The 22,264-nt window shown below is 35.5% G+C and carries 19 protein-coding genes; 16 read left to right on the forward strand and 3 right to left on the reverse strand.

Annotated features, from left to right (window positions below; all coding sequences use genetic code 11):
- Positions 1-123 precede the first annotated feature (123 nt).
- The 12 genes from CHB80_RS15770 to CHB80_RS15825 all read left to right on the forward strand — a co-directional run bounded on the left by CHB80_RS15770 (position 124) and on the right by CHB80_RS15825 (position 10,888).
- The gene (locus CHB80_RS15770; protein ID WP_089372466.1) at positions 124-708 is read left to right on the forward strand and encodes a Crp/Fnr family transcriptional regulator; all 585 of its coding nucleotides are present in this window, start codon (positions 124-126) and stop codon (positions 706-708) included.
- A gap of 97 nt (positions 709-805) precedes the next feature.
- The gene (locus CHB80_RS15775; protein ID WP_089372467.1) at positions 806-1,159 is read left to right on the forward strand and encodes a nuclear transport factor 2 family protein; all 354 of its coding nucleotides are present in this window, start codon (positions 806-808) and stop codon (positions 1,157-1,159) included.
- A 70-nt stretch (positions 1,160-1,229) separates the two neighbouring features.
- Entirely contained in the window at positions 1,230-1,808 is a 579-nt protein-coding gene (locus tag CHB80_RS15780; RefSeq protein WP_089372468.1) for a YceI family protein, read from the forward strand.
- 75 nt (positions 1,809-1,883) lie between these two features.
- Positions 1,884-2,939, forward strand: a complete 1,056-nt coding sequence (locus CHB80_RS15785; RefSeq protein ID WP_229746935.1) for a glycoside hydrolase family 26 protein — start codon at positions 1,884-1,886, stop codon at positions 2,937-2,939.
- Positions 2,940-3,074: 135 nt separating this feature from the next.
- Positions 3,075-3,701 (forward strand): transglycosylase domain-containing protein, encoded by a 627-nt coding sequence (locus CHB80_RS15790; RefSeq protein WP_089372469.1) that lies wholly within the window; start codon positions 3,075-3,077, stop codon positions 3,699-3,701.
- Positions 3,702-3,703: 2 nt separating this feature from the next.
- Positions 3,704-4,081: a nuclear transport factor 2 family protein gene (locus CHB80_RS15795; RefSeq protein ID WP_089372470.1), complete on the forward strand. Its 378-nt coding sequence runs from the start codon at positions 3,704-3,706 to the stop codon at positions 4,079-4,081.
- 40 nt (positions 4,082-4,121) lie between these two features.
- On the forward strand, positions 4,122-5,015 hold the full coding sequence (locus CHB80_RS15800) for a sugar phosphate isomerase/epimerase family protein (protein ID WP_089372471.1): 894 nt from the start codon (positions 4,122-4,124) through the stop codon (positions 5,013-5,015).
- 360 nt (positions 5,016-5,375) lie between these two features.
- On the forward strand, positions 5,376-7,814 hold the full coding sequence (gene thrA, locus CHB80_RS15805) for a bifunctional aspartate kinase/homoserine dehydrogenase I (RefSeq protein WP_089372472.1): 2,439 nt from the start codon (positions 5,376-5,378) through the stop codon (positions 7,812-7,814).
- A 2-nt stretch (positions 7,815-7,816) separates the two neighbouring features.
- Positions 7,817-8,779, forward strand: coding sequence for a homoserine kinase (locus CHB80_RS15810; RefSeq protein ID WP_089372473.1), 963 nt, complete (start codon positions 7,817-7,819; stop codon positions 8,777-8,779).
- A gap of 5 nt (positions 8,780-8,784) precedes the next feature.
- Positions 8,785-10,092, forward strand: a complete 1,308-nt coding sequence (thrC, locus tag CHB80_RS15815; protein WP_089372617.1) for a threonine synthase — start codon at positions 8,785-8,787, stop codon at positions 10,090-10,092.
- A 59-nt stretch (positions 10,093-10,151) separates the two neighbouring features.
- Complete coding sequence (locus tag CHB80_RS15820) at positions 10,152-10,592, forward strand: RDD family protein (protein WP_089372474.1); 441 nt, start codon at positions 10,152-10,154, stop codon at positions 10,590-10,592.
- Positions 10,593-10,651: 59 nt separating this feature from the next.
- Positions 10,652-10,888, forward strand: a complete 237-nt coding sequence (locus CHB80_RS15825) for a DUF1059 domain-containing protein (protein WP_089372475.1) — start codon at positions 10,652-10,654, stop codon at positions 10,886-10,888.
- Between the two features lie 67 nt (positions 10,889-10,955).
- Here the strand turns inward: CHB80_RS15825 and CHB80_RS15830 are convergent, their stop codons facing one another.
- The 3 genes from CHB80_RS15830 to CHB80_RS15840 all read right to left on the reverse strand — a co-directional run bounded on the left by CHB80_RS15830 (position 10,956) and on the right by CHB80_RS15840 (position 17,093).
- Positions 10,956-11,870: a DUF6624 domain-containing protein gene (locus CHB80_RS15830; protein WP_143337158.1), complete on the reverse strand. Its 915-nt coding sequence runs from the start codon at positions 11,868-11,870 to the stop codon at positions 10,956-10,958.
- Positions 11,871-11,877: 7 nt separating this feature from the next.
- Positions 11,878-12,255: a hypothetical protein gene (locus CHB80_RS15835; protein ID WP_089372477.1), complete on the reverse strand. Its 378-nt coding sequence runs from the start codon at positions 12,253-12,255 to the stop codon at positions 11,878-11,880.
- A gap of 194 nt (positions 12,256-12,449) precedes the next feature.
- Entirely contained in the window at positions 12,450-17,093 is a 4,644-nt protein-coding gene (locus tag CHB80_RS15840; RefSeq protein WP_089372478.1) for a M36 family metallopeptidase, read from the reverse strand.
- 319 nt (positions 17,094-17,412) lie between these two features.
- Between CHB80_RS15840 and CHB80_RS15845 the strand changes: the two genes are divergently transcribed.
- From CHB80_RS15845 to CHB80_RS15860, 4 genes are all read left to right on the forward strand, one after another.
- On the forward strand, positions 17,413-18,369 hold the full coding sequence (locus tag CHB80_RS15845) for an ion channel (RefSeq protein ID WP_089372479.1): 957 nt from the start codon (positions 17,413-17,415) through the stop codon (positions 18,367-18,369).
- 30 nt (positions 18,370-18,399) lie between these two features.
- A complete protein-coding gene (locus tag CHB80_RS15850; RefSeq protein WP_089372480.1) occupies positions 18,400-18,702 on the forward strand; it encodes a peptidyl-tRNA hydrolase in 303 nt (100 codons plus the stop codon).
- An 84-nt stretch (positions 18,703-18,786) separates the two neighbouring features.
- Positions 18,787-20,619, forward strand: coding sequence for a Xaa-Pro dipeptidyl-peptidase (locus CHB80_RS15855; RefSeq protein WP_089372481.1), 1,833 nt, complete (start codon positions 18,787-18,789; stop codon positions 20,617-20,619).
- Between the two features lie 119 nt (positions 20,620-20,738).
- Positions 20,739-22,262, forward strand: a complete 1,524-nt coding sequence (locus CHB80_RS15860) for an alpha/beta hydrolase (RefSeq protein WP_089372482.1) — start codon at positions 20,739-20,741, stop codon at positions 22,260-22,262.
- Positions 22,263-22,264: the final 2 nt, after the last annotated feature.

Below are 22,264 nucleotides of genomic sequence, written 5' to 3' on the forward strand. Positions count from 1 at the left end.
CAACTAGTATATCTGAAGTTTTTTTAAAGTGATATTGCAATTTTATTAGTATTTTAGAGACTCAAAAATGAGTTGATTTCGATCATCCACTCTTTATATCATTTGTATACTTTAACAATATCAATGAGCTATCAACCACTACTAGACTATATAAAAAAGCATGTTGACTTAACTCCTGAGGAAAAGGCGATATTACTTTCAAAAATCATTGATAGAAGGTATCTCAAAAATCAATATATCGTACAGCAAGGAGATATTTGTAAAACCATTAATTTTATTATTGCTGGATGCACCAAAATGTTTTATGTAGATGAAGAAGGGCAAGAACATATCATTATGTTTTCTGTAGAAGACTGGTGGAGTTCTGATTTAGGAAGCTTTATCACACAAACCCCTGCCGACTTTAATATTCAGTGTTTAGAAAATACGCAGCTTATTCAATTTTCATATGATCATCTGGAAGTATTATACAAAGAGGTTCCTAAATTAGAACGCCTTTTTAGAAAAATTACAGAGCGTGCTTTTGTGGCTTCACAAAAGAGAGTTGTTAGAAATTTTAGCCTTTCGGCGAAAGAACAATACGTAACTTTTAGGAACACCTACCCTAAAATAGAACAACGCGTTCCTCAATACATGATTGCTTCGTATTTAGGGATTACCAAAGAGTTTTTAAGTAAAATTAAAAGCCAATTGATCCAAGATCAATAAATGTTAATCTAGTTTAACATCATTTCATAATCTACTTCATTTCGCACGTTTTGAATGTTTTGGACATTTGTACCATAATCATTTAAAACTAAAAAAGATGAACACATTACTAGAAAAAATCAGCACTATTAACGACATGATCTTACAAGGAAAAGCTTTAGAAGCTTTTGACCAATTCTACCATGAAGATGTCGTAATGCAAGAAAATGACAATCCTATTATTGAAGGAAAAGCAGCAAACAGACAACGTGAAGAAGATTTCTTTGGAGCCATTACAGAGTTTAGAGGAGCGACTCCTTTAAAAGTGACGATTGGAGAAAATACAACCATGGTAGAATGGCACTTTGATTACACTCATAAAGATTGGGGCGTAAAAAACTACACCCAAGTAGCTGTTCAGGATTGGCAAGATGGAAAAATAATTAAAGAAAAATTCTACTACGGATCCTAACATACCGATTCCAAAAACACAAATCACAAATCACAAATCACAAATCACAAAACATATAAATAATTATATCATGAAAAATTCAATTAAAAATATCGTGAGCATCGTACTCGTAGCCTTGTTTACATTATCGTTTACAACACCAGAAAACACCAAAAAAGAAGTAAAAACAACCCAAAGTAAAGTCGTTTGGAAAGGCTATAAAGTAACAGGATCACACGAAGGAACGATTGCCATACAAAAAGGAAACCTAATTTTTAATGGCTCAAAATTAACTGGAGGAGAATTTACAATAGACATGCGTTCTATTTCCAGCACAGATTTAGAGGGAGAGTACCAAAAGAAATTAGAAGGGCACTTAAAATCGGACGATTTCTTTGGCGTTGAGAAATTTCCAACAGCATCGTTAGTTTTCACGAAAGTGAACGCTACAGGAAAAAACTCTTATAAAGTGACAGGAAATATCACTATTAAAGGACATACAGAAGTTATCACGCTAGACCTATCTGTTTATGGAAATAAAGCAACGGCTTCCTTGAAAATAGATCGCACAAAATTTGATGTACGATACGGATCTACCAGTTTCTTTGACGGATTAAAAGACAAAGCAATTTATGACGACTTTGACTTAGTAGTTGATTTAGAGTTCTAAACTCCCCACATTCATATACATTTAAAAAAGCGCACATCCCTATGATGATGCGCTTTTTTAATATATTTATAAGGAATGAATCTTACACGTCTATACACTTGCATTTTTTCTCTCATCGCTACGATAAGTTATTCGCAAACACCTGCCAAGTTTGAACCAGCAGATGGAAGCTGTTTGGTGTTTGTAGGTCAAGATCTAGAAGCCACTGGCGGACTCAATGCCTACACTAATGGATACACCGATTTTTTTGACACACCCGCTGGAGTTACAATCTATACCAACATCTCCCCTAGTGATGAATCATTTGGATATTACAATAGAGGGCTTGACGGTTTACAAACCAAAGCCAATTGGGGTGCTGGAGATTGTTGTGCGCAATGCTACTTAGATAATACTACCTATAAAAATACCATCATCTCCATAGGACTCTCTATCGTTAATCACGAAAAGAAAGTTGGTAACGGGAAACACGATTCCTATATCATAGCCTTAGGGAATTGGATAAGAGAAAGTAAACGTCCTGTCTTTTTACGAATAGGCTATGAATTTGATGGGCATGATTGGAATCATTATAATCGTAAACATTATTTAAAAGCATGGGAGCGTATTTATAACATTTTCAGAAAAATGCGTGTAGACAATGTGGCGTTTGTATGGCAATCAAAAGGAACGGGATCAGATCAAGAAGCCTTAGAAGATTGGTATCCTGGAGATGATCTGGTAGATTGGTGTGCCTACTCCTACTTTGGTAATCCCGATACCGAAATGCTTACGTTTGCTAGAAAACACAACAAACCAATTTTTATCGCAGAAGCCAGTCCTACCCTACAAACAGATAACTTATTTTTTGACACCGACCTCAAAAAAGATATCATCGCCAAACGAGCGTGGCAACAATGGTTTCTCCCATTTTTCAAAACCATAAATGACAATAAAGATGTGATTAAAGCCTTTAGTTATATCAATACAGATTGGACTTCGCAGATGATGTGGATTAATAATGACACCTTCCAACAAGTAGATTCTCGCATTCAAGTAAGTCCATACATTTCTGAAAAATGGACCCAAGAACTAGCAAATCCTAGGTATCTAAAAGCGAGTGATGAGTTGTGGGGGAATTTAAAATTCTAAAATAACTTTATACGCTTTAACGCTGCGCTCTCCCATTTGGTCGTGAATCTCTCAAGTTCGATTTCGCGAAAGCGTACTCAGTCATAAATAATTCATAATAAAACAACTTGTTATTAATGAAATCGTTCTAGGAATATGAAAAGTAAATTGACGAAGTATATTAAGAAAGTATGTTACTTACTTGTCATTCTATTTATAGGTTTTTTCTCTATTTTTCAATACTTGAAATATGACTTCAATAAGCATTTAGATCAAAAAACCTTTGAAAATGTCATTCTAGAAGTACAAAAAGCAGAACCACTCCCAGAAAACTTTATAAATCTATATGAACAAATACACCCTATTACAAATATAAACGGACTCTTATATGATTCTCTAAGAGAAAAATACGATCGGAGATGTCCTTGTAGAAGTTTAAGCTTTCTAACCTATTCTCCTAGAGAAGGATTCATTAGACATCAACACTCTTTGGATATCTATTTTCACACTAAAAAATTAGAAAAAAAGGTTTCTCAAAAAGCATGTTTAAATGCATATATAAACACTTTTGATTTTTTATTTAATACGAAAGGAATTAAGGACGCATCAAAGTATTATTTTGATAAAGAGCCTTCTACTTTAAATGAAGAAGAAATGATTACGATGATACTGATGCTACAAAACCCAAGACGATATAATCCCAAACGATCTGTAAGCCAAAAAACATTAGCTACAAAAATTATAGAGATCAAAGAAAAAATAGCAAATCAAAAAGAATACTAACTATGAACCTAGAACAAAACAAACAAAACGCCATTGCTTTTTACAAAATGGCGTATGAAGGCAATCCAAAAGAAGCGGTAAATCAATATATTGGAAAAGAATATATCCAACATAATCCTGACGTAGCTGATGGCACCAAAGGGTTTATAGCCTATTTTGAACGCATGCAACAAGAATATCCTGATAAGTCTATTGCGTTTGTGCGCTGTATCGCCCAAGGTGATCTCGTTGCTTTACATACCCATCAGACATGGCCTGGAAATGATCAATATGTAACCATGGATTTTTTTAGATTTGATACAAATGGAAAAATCTGTGAGCATTGGGATGCTATCCAGCAAATCCCAAAACAATCAGCCAATCCAAATACAATGTATTAACATCATAAAATTCTGAATACATATTCCTATCTTCATACCCATGAACAGAAGAACATTTATTGAGTCTATGGGAATCCTAGGAGCTGCTTCCCTCCTCCCTATATCTTGTCTACATATGCAACCCACTACCAACTACAAATTAGGATATCAGTTATTCTCTATTAGAGATGAGATGACAAAAGACCCTATTGGCACTTTAAAACTTCTTAAAAAATTAGGCTATCAAGATTTTGAAATCTATGGTTTTGATGCAGAAAAAGGAATGTATTATGGATATACCGCCGCCGATTTTAAAATGATCTTAGATGACTTAGGACTCACCGTATCTAGCGGTCATTATGGATTTTCAGGATTTTTGAATGCACCAGAAGATATATTAATTCGTTTTGTAGATCAATGCATTCAAGGAGCTGACACCTTAAACAGTGCCTATATCACATGGCCATGGATTGCTCCAGAGCAACGTACACTAGACAACTTTAAAATCATGTCTAAAAAACTAAACATCATTGGAGAGCAAGTAAAAGCTGCTGGATTAGGTTTTGCATATCATAATCATGGCTATGAATTTGACGATCACAATGGACAAAATGGATATGACATCATCCTTTCCGAAACAGATGCCGCGCTAGTAAAACTACAAATGGATATGTATTGGGTGATGCATTCTTCAAAGTATACACCCAAAGAACTCATTCAAAAACAACCTGGACGTTACGTCATGTGGCATATCAAAGATATGGATACAAAAACCAGAGATTACACGGAACTAGGAAATGGTTCTATAGATTATACCACATTATTACCTGATCCTATTGCCTCAGGACTAGAATACTATTACATAGAACAAGGCGGTAATTTTGCACAAAACTCTATTCAAAGTGCCACCGATAGCGCTACCTATTTTAAAGAACATCTTCAAAAGTATTTGTAAACTTTATTTACACTAGTAATGTAGCAATATTTTAAAAAGTGTAATAAAACCTGCCTTCATTTACATATCTCACAAAATAAGAGGGTATTATTTTTAATTCCATAAAAATCAGTAGTTGCACTTGTGCACTAAGGTAAAAAGAGTACATTTAACTATTGTAATGTATATGAGGACATCAGCATACATATTTATTTCTACGATTACCATTTCTACATTTGGTACAATTACCCCTATGGGGTTATAGTCATTACATATCATCCATTCCTATACCCGTTTATCGGTATCACAATCAAATAATACATCATACACTAAACTATCAAGCATCATTGATATAAAAACACCCATCATTAGGGCGCTATCATGAGAATACTCAAATTTGGAGGAACTTCCGTTGGAAGTCCTGAAAACATACAAAAAGTCATCGCCGTTGTTAATGCAAGAGCTCAAAAAGAAAATGTAGCTGTTGTGGTCTCAGCTGTTGGTGGTATTACCAATAAATTATTACAAGCGGGTCATTTAGCTTCTAAAAATGACACGGCATATATCTCATTATTTGAAGAAATAAAAGAAACCCATCTCACGTATACAAAAGCACTTACGCAAAGCAAAGAGACATATACCCAAGTAGAAATACTCATGAACGACCTAGAAGCCTTATTACAGGGTATTTTCTTGATTCATGAGTTATCTCCAAAAACCATTGATAAACTTACTTCTTTTGGAGAACGTACCTCTTCTGTCTTGATAACAGCGGCTTTTCAGGAACAAAACATTCCAGCTCAACATAAAGATACGCGTGATTTGATTCTAACAGATACAAAGCATACCAAAGCCTCTGTATATTATGAACAAACACATACAACTATACAAGCATATTTTAAAGATGTACAAACAGCTATTACCGTATTACCTGGTTTTATTGCACGCTCTGAAACGGGAGAAACAAGCACTTTAGGTCGCGGCGGATCAGACTTTACAGCGGCTATTATTGCAGCCGCTCTAAAAGTAGATGCTCTCGAAATATGGACCGATGTAAGCGGTATGTATAGTGCCAATCCAAAACTCGTAAAGCAAGCACAACCTATTGCGCATATCTCTTATCATGAAGCCATGGAGTTATCGCATTTTGGTGCCAAAGTTCTCTATCCTCCTACGATCGCACCTGTGATGCAGGAAAATATTCCTTTATATATTAAAAACACCTTTGATCCAGAAGCAATAGGAACTTGCATTTCTAATGAAGCCAATGGAAAAAACAATCCCATAAAAGGTATCAGTCACATTAGTGATATTGCCTTATTGACGCTAGAAGGTGCAGGAATGATTGGTATTTCAGGAACGTCAAAACGACTTTTTGAAACCTTATCTGCGGTAGATGTCAATATTATTCTAATTACACAAGCCTCTAGTGAACATAGCATTTGTATTGGTGTCGCACAAGAAGATGCGCAACAGGCTAAAGAAGCCATAGAAACCACCTTTGCCTATGAGATAGCAATCCATAAAATAGATCCTGTCATTGTAGAACAAGACCTTTCCATTATTGCATTGGTAGGAGAACGTATGAAAAGCCATCAAGGTATTTCTGGTAAAATGTTTAGTACACTAGGTAAAAATAACGTCAATATTAGAGCTATTGCACAAGGAGCTAGTGAAAAAAATATCTCGGCAGTGATTGCTTCTAAAGATGTAAAGAAAGCACTTAATAGTTTACACGAACGTTTCTTTGAAGATCAACGCCAGCAACTCAACTTATTTATTATGGGCGTTGGAAATGTAGGCGGACGATTGATGGCACAAATTGAGCAACAGCAACAATACCTCTTAGAAAATCTCAAATTAAATCTCCGTGTGATCGGAATTTCGAATAGTAGAACCATGGTTTTCGAAGAAGAAGGAATAGACCTTTCCAAATGGCAAGCACTACTTGCCGCAGGCGAAAAAGCAGATGGTATACGCTTTCGCGAAAGCGTACAAAGCCTCAACATACGCAACTCAGTATTTGTAGATGTTACCGCAAATGAGGAAGTAGCGATGAGTTATGCCCAGTATTTACGCCATAGTATTGCAGTCGTTGCGTGTAATAAAATTGCTTGTGCCAGTACTATGGAAAATTATAGTGAGTTGAAACGTTTAAGTAAAAAATACAATGCCTCATTCATGTTTGAAACCAATGTAGGCGCTGGACTTCCTATTATAGATACGCTCAAAAATCTCATCGCATCGGGTGATCGTATTACTAAGATTCAGGCAGTACTTTCTGGTAGTCTCAATTTTGTGTTTAATAATTTCACCTCAGGAAGTAGCTTTCATGATGTGGTACAACAAGCAAAAGCAGAAGGCTATACAGAACCCGATCCGCGTATAGATTTAAGTGGTGTAGATGTGGCTCGAAAAATACTCATTCTTGCTAGAGAAGCGGGATTGCAACTAGAACTTGAAGACATTACTAACACTCCTTTCTTAACACAGAATAATTTAGAAAGCACTGATGTTTCTCATTTTTTTGAAACCTTAAAAGAAGATGCCTCTCATTTTGAAACCTTAGTGAGTGATGCTACTGCAAAAGGGCATCGTTTAAAATATGTAGCACAGTTAGAAGGTGATAAAGCAAGTGTAGGTTTACAATCGGTGTCAGAAGAAAGTCCGTTTTATCAATTAGAAGGTAAAGATAATATTGTACTTTTCTATACGGAACGATATCCAGATCAGCCATTAATTATCAAAGGTGCTGGTGCTGGTGGTGACGTAACCGCTAGTGGTTTATTTTCAGATATTATAAGACTAAGACAATATTAAACATGGGAAGGAAAGAACAGGAAAAAGATCTCCGCCTTCGCGGAGATGAAATTAAGATATTTTGTCCCGCAACTGTTGCCAATGTAAACTGTGGATTTGATACGTTAGGTTTTGCACTAGAGGGTATTGGTGATAAGATGGTGTTTCGTAAAGTATCCACTCCAGGAGTTACTATTACTGTGATTACTGGAGAAGAATTACCTATGGAAGCACATAACAATGTCGCTGGCGTTGCAGGCAATGCTATGCTTCAGGGGATTCAAGCAGATTTTGGTGTCGAAATAGAAATACATAAGAACATACGATCAGGAAGCGGTATTGGTAGTAGTGCAGCTAGTGCTGCAGGAGCCGTTTTTGGAATTAACCAATTACTAGATCATCCAATATCCAATTTAGAACTGACTCGATACGCCATGAAAGGAGAAGCCTTAGCCAGTGGTAATGAACATGCTGATAATGTAGCCCCATGTATTTATGGAGGTACTACGCTCATTACAGGATATGATCCTTTACGAGTGATCTCGCTCCCTCCTATGGAAACGGTATATGTCGGAATTTTACACCCACATATTAAAATTGCCACCAAAGATGCACGCGCTATTCTCCCAAAAGAGGTACCGCTAAAAGATGCAATTACACAAGCACAACGCCTTGCTGGTTTTGTTGCGAGTCTGTATGAATGGGACAAACAGTTATTTATAGAAAGTGTACAAGATGTATTAGTAGAACCTCATCGCAAGCAATTGATTCCACATTTTGATACGATAAAAACACTGTCCAAAGAACATGGATGTATGGCGTTTGGTATTTCTGGAAGTGGCCCTAGTCTTTTTGCGTTCGCTTTCGCGAAAGCGAATATAGAAAGCTATTTAATGGCAAGTAAAGCTTATTATAAACAACAACATTTAAAAGTAGATACCTACTCCAGTCAAATAAGCGGTACTGGATGTCAGGTAATACAATAACAACTATGAACTACTACAGTTTAAACAAACAAGCCCCTAATGTCACTTTTGATGAAGCAGTGATACGAGGCATTGCACCGGATAAAGGATTGTATTTTCCTGAAGAAATTCCGCGATTACCAGCATCCTTTTGGGATACTATAGAACATCTATCTAAAGAAGAAATCGCATGCACAGCCATGAAACCCTTTGTGGGTGATACTATAGATGATGCTTCCTTGCTAGAAATTGTGACAGATGTATTGTCTTTTGATTTCCCGATTATTGAACTTGAAGATCAAGTGGCAACTTTAGAGTTATTTCATGGTCCCACCATGGCATTTAAAGATGTAGGAGCTCGGTTTATGGCACGTTGTCTAGGATATTTTTTAAAACAACGCAATCAAAAAGAAGAAGTTACGGTACTGGTAGCCACTAGCGGAGATACGGGAGGTGCCGTTGCAAGAGGGTTTTATAAAGTGCCCGGTATTAAAGTAATGATTCTCTATCCCTCTGGAAAAGTAAGTGATATTCAAGAAAAACAATTAACAACATTGGGTGAAAACATCACTGCTTTTGAAGTTGCAGGTACATTTGATGATTGCCAAGCCATGGTAAAACGTGCATTTCTAGATCAGGAGATTACAAACAAACGCCAGCTTACCTCTGCCAATAGTATTAATGTGGCAAGATGGCTACCCCAATTATTGTATTATCTATTTGCGTATAAAGAGCTAAAAAAGAAAGGAAAACCATTGGTTTTTTCGGTTCCGAGTGGGAATTTCGGGAATATCTGTGCAGGAATGATGGCACATCATATGGGGATGCCGGTACAGCAATTTGTTGCTGCTGTAAATAGCAATACAACCATCCCTCGCTTTATGCAGTCAGGCGTGTATGCTCCTACTCTAACGGTTCCTACTATTAGCAATGCAATGGATGTGAGTGATCCAAGTAATTTTGTGCGTGTATTACAATTATTTGAAAATGATTTGAGTACGCTTTCGCGAAAGCTAACTTCATATTCTTACTGTGATCAAGTAACGCGTGCAACTGTAAGGGATGTCTATGAAAATTGTAAATACATTTTAGATCCTCATGGAGCGGTAGGGTATCTAGGATTAAAAGAGTACTTAAAAGGAGATACAGAAGCTTATGGTGTGTTTTTAGAAACAGCACATCCTGTTAAGTTTTTACCTGCAATTGAACCTATAGTTGGGAAGTATAAAGAATTACCAGATCAAGTTAAAAATCTTGTAAAAAAGGGGGGAATCACCCAAAAAATTGCAAATTATGAGGAATTAAAGGGGCATTTAACCCTAATAGATTCGTAACATTTGATTTAATTTTGTCACTTATATATTGTTAATCCCCAACTAACGAACTATATATTATGCAAAATAATGTTATAGAGTATTCATTTGAAAACACATTTCAGATTGCTCAAAAAAGAACACGGATCATTGCTTTTATAATTGATCTTTTTATTTACGCTATAATAGGCATTACTTTAGGCTACTTTTTAGGCGAACCTATAAACGAAATTGGTTTTATGCTTAAAGGAGGAACTCCCATTTATGTGATGATGCTTCTAGGGTTTCTCCTATGGCCTATTAGTGAAGGTATTTGGGGACAAACCATAGGCAAACGAATATTAAATATAAAAGTACTTACAAATCATTACCAATCTATTGATATAACAGCTTCTTTAACACGTTACATATTAGGGTTTATAGATTATGTACTCTTAATAGGATTTATAGTTGCTGCAAATAACAAAATGAATAAACGTATCGGGGATATAGCAGCTAATACGATTGTTGTACAAATGTAAATTCTCATAGAGAATAACTAATTTCTTTAGTAATGATTCATCAAAAAACAACCATCCATATGAAGACAATGACATGCAAACAATTAGGGGGTGCGTGCGATATGACTTTTCAGGCTAATACATTTGAGGAAATTGCAGCTATGAGTAAACAACATGGTACTGCAATGTTTGAAGCACAAGATGAAGCACATTTAAAAGCAATGGATGATATGAAAGCCCTTATGAGTTCTCCTGAATCTATGCAAGCATGGTTTGAAAGTAAGCGAAGAGAATTTGACGCGTTACCTGAAGATTAATACTAAAAAACATACGTATTTTACACCTATGTTTTCTTAAGAACTACTCTATAGAACAAATCATTTTCTACTTTTGAACTACGGTCCATTCATAATTAATTTTTCTTTTTAGATATACCGCTAAAGGTTCTAAGCCTATGGCAGTTCTACGCTGGTCTACATATTCGGGATCTATAATAGGAAAAGGTTCTAAAGTACGCGCTTCATTATACCTAAATTGCATTCCATAAATTTGTGGTTGATTCTCATTTACCAGTATACGATCCTGAATCTTAGCATATTCCATACAACTCCCTTCCCCATCTAAACAGGATTGTTTTATTTTTTCTAAGTATTTCTTTCTAACTGCGTCATCTTCATGATGATTAATCACTAATAGAGGAGCATCTGCTGCTAATTTCCCTACATTAGTATATGTTGGCCAACCATTCGCATCTAATAATTGAAGCATCGTCTCATAATTTTCTTTTACGATTTCTTGTTTATAAGCCCCTATAGGATAATACCATTGAGGAGGGCTTCCTTCTTTCATGAAATGAGATTTTGCTTGATCTATATAATAATCCAATGCTTGATCTTTTATAATAAGTTGTAGTAACTGTCTAGCGTATTCAGGTTGTTTTAAAACGCCTTGATCCTGTTGATATTTATGCAACTGACTTTCTTCTATTGAAGACCAACGAGGGTCATCAATTAAGGCAAATAAATTGGTGTCTGCCAAAGGCCATAAAGAGGTGTCATTTTTTAAAGAGAGATTGAGATAATGAAAGGCACTATCTTTTTGAAAGATCAGCGCATACGTAGATGCAAGCTTATACCCCACCTTCTTATCCTTAGTCATATTATAATCTTTTGTATACGATTTTATTGCTTCTATTAACTTCCCTGCATGTCGCAAACTATCGGCTTTAGATACCTTAGATTGCGCATTACTTACACCGCTAATGCTTAGTATTAAGAATAATGTATATAGTATTTTCATCTTGGCATTATTTAGAGGAGATTTCATTGAAGATTCCTTTTAGTGTTTTACAGCATATAAAGAGGCATAATCCTAAAACAGGAGTTATTAATGCATAAGAAACACCTTGAAAAATGAGATTGGGGGCTATTCCACCTGTTTTTCCTATAAAATAAAAACTATGCATCAGCCCTAGTAATAGAGACAATATGCTAAGTATCAAAATCCAAAATGCCGCATTATTTATTTTGGTATTATGATACTGTAATAGATCTATAGTTACTTCTTGCTTTCGCAGGCTTAGTTTTTTAAAAAAGTGAACGATAGCCCATCCACTAAAAATGATAAAGACTATAATAAATTTTAAATCACCACTGGTGACAAATTCTGAAAAAGGCATTCTCATAAAGATTCGTTTTAAAAATTGATATCTCAAAAATACTTATGAGTTATTGCGGTTTTATTTTTTTTCGATAGATCAACAGGTTCCTATAGGTTTTAACCTTTTTTACACCGTGTTTTATACGCTTTCGCGAAAGCGCATAAAAAAAGAGGCTACTAAAAAGCAACCTCTCTATATTTTATGTAAAACCTATGATGTTAATTAACAATAAGTTTTTTTACAATGACTTGATCTTCAAAAACAATCTGCATAAAATAAATGCCGGTAGAAAGCTTTTGTATATCTAATTGTTTCGTTTCATTAAAGTCTCTTAGAGCTACTTTCTGGACTAATTGTCCATTCGTATTTGAAATAATCATTTCTTGTAATTGTTTATTTCCAATATATCCCAACGTAACTATATGAGACGTAGGATTAGGAAAAAGAGTAATTTCATTTTCTTGTACAGTTTCATCATCTGTATTTAGAAGGTCTCTTTCTTTAAATACTATTATAAATCGATCTGGTTGAATTCCTTTTATCGCGGTAAAGTTATAAGGAGTTTCCTTAAGATTTGTCACCGTATTCAAAACATTATCAACAAGGTACACTGGTGCTGTTTCAAGATGTATCCCTTCAAAACGTTCTATACTAATGGTATACGTAGCTTCTTCTTCTACAGTAGTAGAGAAACCTACAGGTATTTCCATTTCATTATCAAAAGCTTCACGCCCTTGAATCGCTAGATATTCGCCATCAAGGTTTGTAAATAATGACAAGAACGTCCCTAATCTTTTTGTATCATATCCCGCATCATATCCAGCAGTGGCTAGTTCTGTAAATCCAACACCTGTTTGCGATATGGCTTCTTCATATGCACTTGTGGTAAGATTAAGCCATAGTTTTTCGAATGAAACAGGTTCTTCAGATTCGTTACTTCTAAATCCATCATTATTTCCTGTAACACGCATGGTATTGGTAAATACAACAGGGGTATTATTAATCATTTCAGCTTGTTCTGCTTTTATTCCAAATCCTTGACCTGAAGCCATAAATTGACTAGGAGGGGCGCCTCCATTTACAGCAGCTACGCCCATAAGGGCATTACGGACAGAAATATCATTCATAGAGAAGTTACTCGTACCTGCTCCTGGTAAATCTGATGTAGGGTTTGTAAGATGATCCCAATAATACACAGCGCTTACGGCATCATTTGCATTGATAAATGCAGTGACATCTATAGCTGAGGCATATGGATTTCCTAAAATATTATAGTTATTTATAGTCGCCGGACCGTTATAATTGATAGGAACTGTGATGGTTCCTGAATTTAATGTCCCCGGATTCATTCCATCTTGCGTATAGGTGAGCGTGTACGATCCATCTCCTACATTAGGTGCTGGTTGTGGAAATACAAGTTGTCCAATACCTGCGGCTGGTAACGCTGTACTACCTGTAACTGGCAATAAGTAATCATTATCATCATCTAAGAAATTTTCTGCATCTGCAAACTCTGGGAATGCTACTAAGTCTATAGCGTAAGGCACAAAATTACTTGGGATGATACTAAATACTGCTCTTGAGTTTCCATAAACTCGATCTCTAGCTTCTGCGCTTACTGGGCTACTCATCGCTACAAAATTACGATCGTCTATGGTAGGTGTTATTTTAGCTACGCTAATGCTTCCGTTATTAATAGTTTGTGCATTTTCATCTATTTGCACTACGCTTCCTTCATTTTCTACAATCAATGTTCCATTTACAGTAATATTTCCTGCTATATTCATAAAATCTCCTGCTCTGACTGTTACAGTTTCTGTAGCATTAATCTGACACGAACATGCATTAATATCACCCAATACAGCGGTATCATACGTATCATCAATAATAGCCATAGAAGTTCCTGTAGGAGCATTATTATCCCAGCTTCCTGCAGTAAATGTAGTTGTATTTAGTGCACTTCCTGTAACTGTTACTTGCGTAGTACAGGTGTCTGTATTTCCATCACTATCTGTTACCGTTACAGTAACCATATTAGTTCCTATATCCAAACAGGTAAACACGCTTTTACTTAAAGAAGTTTCGATAGTCCCACAACTATTTAACAAACTAACGGGTCTTCCTCCAAAAGTAGCAGAACCATCGGATGTAAATAGTAATTCTTGCCAATTGCTTTGATCAAGAGCTCCAGAAAAAGTAGGCATTACATTTGTAATAACAGCCGTAGCTGCTCCAAATCCATTATCATCTGTTCGAACTGTAAATCCAAATATTTGACCAGCAGTTAACGATACACTAGAAGATCCGCTTTGCGCTGCTATAGCATCACTAGTTAATTGTGTGTAAGTTGCTAGATCATCTATTACATATCCAAAACTATCAAATCCTGGATCATCTGCAGTCGTATAATCCCAATCAAAAGTTATGGTAACATCTTCTGTAATTGTAATTGCAAAAACAGAATCACCTTGCGCATTACTTCCATTATTACCTCCGACTATAGTCACATTTGTAGGTGCTGAAGGATCAAATAATGCTGTTCCATCTGCTCCTAAGGCTATAGTAGTATTCAGACATGGATTTAATTCTGGTAATACCTCTGTAACTGTTATAGTGTCTGTATCTGATCCCATAACACCATTACAATCTATAGCAGTATACGTAATAGTATGAACGCCTACTCCAGCTACTTCTGGGTCAAACGTAAATGTCGCTCCATTACCGTCATCTATTACACCTGGACCACTATAAGTACCGCCTCCAACTAAACCTCCGGATAACGTTTCTTGTCCGTTTATTCTACATAAATCACTGGTAGATACATCTAATGTTATTGGTGGCACAAGAAAACCAGCTGTACCATCAGCTCTAAGATTAGAAGATCCTTGTGTAGCATTAAATCCTAATCCTCTAGCAGCAAATGTTTCCCAGATAAGGCATTGATTATTTCCATTATAGATTAATTGATCTGCCAACAATATTGCATCACGACTATCTACAAATCCTGGACTTGCAGGTTGTAATTTAAGTCCTTCTGTAACTAAAGCTAATGATATATTATTACCTCCTGTTCCGTTATATAAATCAGGATCAAATCCATATTCAGCAATAAGTGCTTGTGTTAAGTCATACAGCATAGTTCCCCATATTTCACCTACAGCATGTGGTGCCACTCCACCTCCATTTCCTAGATTAATTAAGCTCTGATAAGTTTGAGGATTTACACCCATATCGTCACTATAAGGAAATGAACGAATTCCATCACCATTGATTCCTTCTCCTACAAGAAACGTACCTACGCCTCTAGTCCCTGTCGCATTACTACTATTCATGGTATACATATATCCATAATAATCACTCCATCCTTCTCCTTGCTGCTCTTGATTATTTAAAGCTCCAGAATTAGCAGCTCCACCTGTAAGACGTGTAGAAATACCATGAGCATATTCATGAACAATTACTAAATTATCATAGGCACCATCTTGATTTCCGCAAACAAACATTTGCATTCTCGGAGCACTTCCATCGGGTGGTGTTCCAAAATTTGCATTACAAGTTCCCGATCCATCTTGATTATCTCCTATGACACTATCACCTCCAGCGCCTCCATTACCATAGTTGTTTTCTTGAAAGTTACCACTTGCTTCATCAAATCCATATTGATAGGTAATGTCATGAATAATATTTGACCAATAAAATACATTTGTCACAGCAGCATCTAAAGATGGGTCTGCTGCAGAGTATCTAGGTATGGTTCTTCCTGATCCAGCGTCAAAAACGGTATCATCAAAAGCAAAGCTAAAATTGAGTCCAGCTCCACCATCAGCTCGAGAGTTTGCATCGACATTATTATCAGCATTTAAATCCAAGTGAGAATCAATATTATTTCCTCTAGTTGTTGTAAATTCTGATCCTACTACTCCATCAGTATCGTGCCATCCAAAAGGAGATGCTGTTGGGTCTTCAGGATCTGCTACTAATACTCTATCTCCATAATAAGGACTTTCTATAGAAACTGGATATACTAAATACGAACCTACAAAAGCTTCTTCTTCTGAAATTTCCATCGCTTTTGTAGTTGAAGCATATGTTTCTTCTTCACAAATCTCTTCTTTAAAAGCATTATGTGTATGCTCATTATGTGCATGATCCATATTACAGGATTGCGTAAAGTTATATTTGTCAATAATAGTTCCTGTACTGGCATCTACTCTAAAATTCCACCAGTCTGAAGAATTCAATTCTTGAATAGAGATCTCCCATATCATTCTAATCCCATCATTAGGAACTAAGTAATACATTTGTTTTGCTGGGATTTCTACTCCTGAGATTCCTCCTTTACTAAAAAGTTTAGAGTGATCCGTACTTTTTGAAGTTATTTCTGTAAGATTTGTAACGTTCCCATAATTCATTTGATTTGCAATTGCTTGTATTGCATCTGAGGCAGAAAGCGAAGCTCCACTACTCTTTACTTGTGTATGTACACCAGAAATAACGTTTGTGTTTTCTTTTACAAATGTTCCATCACTAGCAATGTGTATACTAGATTCGGTTCCTTGTATTTCAATTCCATTAATTGCTTGTCTATAATAGATATGATGAACACCACTAATGCGACTTACGTGTTCACTTGTGACTACGTAATCGGCATCTTGATCTGTAAGTTTTTGATCTTGTACTAGTAAAGAAAGAAAATCACGTACATCACGAGGGTTTTCTTTAGTTAGATCAGTACTACTTACCGTATTAATTGGTATTGAAACTCTTTGTTGGGTAGAAGGAATACTTCCTTTAGGTCTTTGTTGAGCAATAATTGAATTGCACAACAAAACCAGTCCTAAGACGTATAATTTTTTTTTCATTTTTGAGGGGCTTTTAAGAAAAAAATTTGTTTAATTTCCGCAAAATACACAAAATCAACGACAAAAAGCACTCTAGATGTTTTATTTTTTTAACAAATTATTCTAATTACCTACAAAACAAGGGTTAATGGTGTTGTTGTTTGTAAGAAATATACTTACAACAAAGATGGTTTTACAACAACTTCTTCTAGCATGAGCATAATTTGTTTAAAAAAAATCAAATCTTTAAAAAAGCCTCTTATCCGAGGATTAATTTGATTATTTCTAAATACAATGTTACATACTTTTTATACCTTCATACTATAAATAAAATCAACACATGAGTTCTGAAAAGACCAAAGAAAAATATACCAAGAAAAAATACAATGATCTTGGATTAGGTGTAAAAGAAACTTCTGGAGTATATCGTACCTTAAATAAAGATGGAACTTTTAATGTTCGGAAAACAAATGTTCCTTTTTTAGAACGAATTAATTTTTTTCATTCCCTAGTCTCCATGCCTTGGCCTCGGTTTCTAGGGCTTATTCTTATAGGTTATTTTGTCATAAACACCTTATTTGCATCTATTTATATGCTTATAGGTGTAGAGCACCTTACAGGAATGAAAAAAATAGATGCTCCTATGGAGCAATTTATGGAGGCATTTTTCTTTAGTGCTCAAACCATTACGACACTAGGATATGGACGTGTAGCGCCTGTAGGTCTTATGGCAAATATCGTAGCTGCCACTGAGTCTATGTTAGGGTTACTCACATTTGCACTAGCAACAGGAATGCTATATGGTCGTTTTTCAAAACCAAAGGCTACTGTAAAATATAGCGACCATGGAGTAATGGCTCCTTATAGAGATATTAATGGTTTTATGTTTAGAGTGGTAAATGTAAAGGAGAACCAATTACTAGAAGTTGAAGTTAAAGTATCGCTCTCGCTAAAAAGAGAAAACTCAGATTTAAGAGATTTCTTTAGTCTAGATTTAGAACGTTCTAAAGTAGTGTTTTTACCTTCTGTATGGACAGTGGTACATCCTATAAGCAATAAGAGTCCTTTATATGAATTTACTCCTGAAGATCTTGAAGAAAAGGATGCAGAATTTATAGTAACCCTTAAAGCCTTTGATGAATCCTTTTCACAAACAGTCTATTCGCGCACTTCTTATAAACCTGCTGAAATTAAATGGGGGCAAAAATTTGTATATCTCGTTACTTTTGAAAGTGACAAGATTGCGATTGATGTAGAACGTCTAGATGAAACGTATGATGCTGAATTAAATGTATAATCCTTTATATAAGCTAAAAACAACTTTATAATGAAAATGTATATTCTTATTAAAGATGATATTCCTGAAGGTTTTGCTATACTAGCAGCTGCCCATGCTGCTCTTGCTACCTATCTAAAGTATAAAGAAGATACTGATATGCAAACATGGATATCTAGTACATTTTATAAGGTTGTCTGTAAAGTAAATGACAAAGAATTTCAAAAAGCAAAAGAATTTGAAAATCACGTAGTACTTACAGAATCTGCATTAGATCATAAGGAAGTTGCTATTGCATTTAAACCTAGAGAAGAATGGCCAAAGCCTTTTAAATTTTACAAGCTGTATAGATAAGTACATAGGACAACATATTTTTAACATAAATACTTTAGAATATCCGTATCTTTCTATCCATCATTTTAATTCTAAACCATTCCTATGAAAAGATATAGTATCTTATCGCTACTTGCTATTGTAATGGCAAGTTGTATAATTTCTTGTGCTCAAGATAAAGGGCCCAAAACCACTCCAATATTTGAAAATGGAGAAGCACAAATAGTCCCTGCCTTTGAAGATTCTGATAGTTGGATACGTCATGACCTATGGGTTGAAACCGATTTTAATACAGACGGTGATGACAAAATGGATCGCATGCATGTCGCTGTTACACGACCTCAACAAACCGATACAGAAGGTTTAAAGCTTCCTGTTATTTATGTGAGCAGCCCATACTTTGCAGGAGTTGCCGCAGATACACCAAATTGGAATGTAGAGCATGAAATTGGCGAAACTGCAGAAGAGCGTTTACATCCAGAAGCAAAACGTACTGGAGAACGCCCTATTATTTCTAATTCTCATATCAAAACATGGGTACCAAGAGGGTATATTGTAGTACACTCTTCTTCTCCAGGAACTGGGCTTTCACAAGGAGCTCCTACCGTAGGGGGTCCTAATGAATCTTTAGCTCCAAAAGCGGTTATAGAATGGCTAACAGGAAAAAGAAAAGGATATACATCTCCAGATGGTACAGAAACGGTAGAAGCCTTTTGGTCTACTGGAAAAGTAGGAATGACTGGAACATCTTATAATGGTACTATACCACTTGCTGCTGCAACTACTGGTGTAGAAGGATTAGAAGCAATTATTCCTATTGCACCAAACACATCTTACTATCACTATTATCGCTCTAACGGGCTCGTGCGTTCTCCTGGCGGGTACCTAGGTGAAGATATTGATGTACTCTATGACTTTATACATAGCGGAGACGAAGCAAAACGTCCTTACAATAATAAAACAGTACGAGATACTGAAATGAAAAACGGTATGGATCGTGTAACAGGAGATTTTAATGACTTCTGGGCAGGTAGGGATTACCTTACTCAAATGAAACCTATGAAAGCAGCTTTACTGATGTCACATGGTTTTAACGATTGGAACGTAATGCCAGAACATAGTTACCGTATTTATGCACAAGCTAAAGCACAAGGCATTCCATCTCAGATTTTTTATCACCAAAATGGCCATGGAGGTCCGCCACCTTTAAAAATGCGTAACAGATGGTTTACACGATATTTACATGGTATTGAAAATAGTGTAGAAAAGGATGCTCGTTCTTGGATTGTACGTGAAGATGATAAAAGAGATCAACCTACTTCCTATGAAGATTATCCAAATCCTGAAGCATCAAATGTTACCTTATTCCCAAGTAAAGATGATTCCAGAAAAGGACTTTTGAGTACATCTGAAAATACTAATGAAGTACCCGCGTCATTCAAAGATGACTATACCATAAAAGGGGCAGATCATGCGCAAGCAGAAGATTCAAAACATCGTTTATTATATGTAACACCAGAGTTAACTCAAGATGTACATATTTCAGGTGTGCCAAAAGTAACCATACGTATCGCGAGTAGTAAACCTGCAGCAAACTTATCTGTATGGCTAGTATCGTTACCTTGGAATGAAGGTGATAAAATAAAGATTACTGATAACATTATTACACGCGGATGGGCAGATCCTCAAAATCATAGCTCGATACGTCAAGGAGAGCCTTTAGTTGCAAAGACTTTTTACGATGTCACTTTTGATCTCATGCCAGACGATCAGGTGATTCCTAAAGGACAGCAAATAGGATTGATGGTTTTCTCTAGTGATAATGAGTTTACTTTACACCCAAAACCAGGTACAGAGCTTACATTAGATCTTAAAGGAACGACACTTTCTCTCCCAGTGGTGGGTGGTGAGGACGCTTTCGCGAAAGCAATAAAATAAACAACCCAATACATCTAGAAAAAAGGCACTCATAAGGGTGCCTTTTTTATGTATATACCCATTCAACTGTAACAGTTATATAGAAATAGCATCTTTAATAGTATACAGTAACTATCGCTATGAAACTAACCTTACTTTTTTTCTTTATATCTACATTATCACATACATTACACAGCCAAACTTCGTTACAAGATTTACAATTAGAAAACGGAAACTATACGGTAGGTTTTAAACACTATACTGCTGTAGACAGTACACGTACATACACGCCAAAATCTGATATAAATACAACAACGGTATTTAGACCCATTCCAATAAGCATATGGTATCCATCTGATGCAATTACTAAAAATGAGCAATCGCTAGCTATTTTAAATTATATGGAAGTTTTAAAAGAAGAAGAAGAATGGGAGCATCTACCCAATTATTTTCTTTTAGATTGGTTTTATTACAAAAACACACCCACAAATCAAGCACACCTCAAAGAAAAAACAGCTGCATTTAAAGAAATACCTTTTGCAAAAGGCACATTTCCAGTCATTATATATGCGCCTAGTTTTCAAGCATCTTCTATAGAAAATTTTGCGCTTTGCGAACTCTTAGCGAGTCATGGATATATTGTGATAGCAAGTCCAAGTAGAGGGACTACTTCAAAACGGTTTCAAAAACTAGAATTAGCCATAGAAACGCAAGCAAGAGATCTTGAGTTTCTAATTAAAGAAATATCACAGTATCCTATCTCAGATACAAATCGTATCGCAACTATGGGATTTAGTCTTGGAGGATTATCCAATGTACTTATGCAAATGCGCAATACAACCATAAAAGCCAATATGAGTTTGGATGGTACTATACGATATCGTCCAGATATTATTAAAAAATCACCTTTTTATGATATCAAGAAAGTATCAGTTCCTTTTATGCATTTAGCACAAAAAGAAATTCCTAAAAATGTTATGCAAGAAAGAAACATGCCTGATTCTTTAAATACTCATTTCACATTTTATGATGATTTAATAGCTAGCGATGCATATAAAATACGCTTACACGATCTATCACATTCATACTTCAGTACATTGGGCGTCCTTTTTCAAGAACGAGACCCAAAACAAGATAAAAGCGATCCAGAAATTATGGCTTCTTATAAAATTGCTACGTCCTATAGTTTACATTTTTTTAATGCATATCTCAAAGATGATACTACCTCTCTAGCCTTTGTAACAAACACCCCAAAAGAAAATCAGATTTCAGATAAGCTTATTACTATTGACTCAAAAAAGGCCAAAAAATCATTGTTTTCATTTTATGATTTTTTAGAACAAGCTAAACAACAGCGCTATAAAAATATAGATAGGCTTTATGTTGAATTAAAAAACAAATATCCTACACTTGAGATTCCAGAAGGGGTACTTAACACCTTAGGATTACAACTTATTTTTGATCCTTCAAAAGCAACTGAAGGTATTGCTGTTTTTAAATTTGCACTCCTACAGTATCCTACATCTGCAAACCTATATGATAGCCTAGCCGAAGGGTATTTATATCTAGGAGATATAGAGAATGCGAAAATGAATTTTAAAGAATCATTGGTCTTAAACCCTAAAAATCAAAATGCAATCACTAGACTTCAACAGTTAGAATAGTA

This window comes from Dokdonia pacifica (assembly GCF_900188275.1).
Classification (GTDB): domain Bacteria; phylum Bacteroidota; class Bacteroidia; order Flavobacteriales; family Flavobacteriaceae; genus Dokdonia; species Dokdonia pacifica.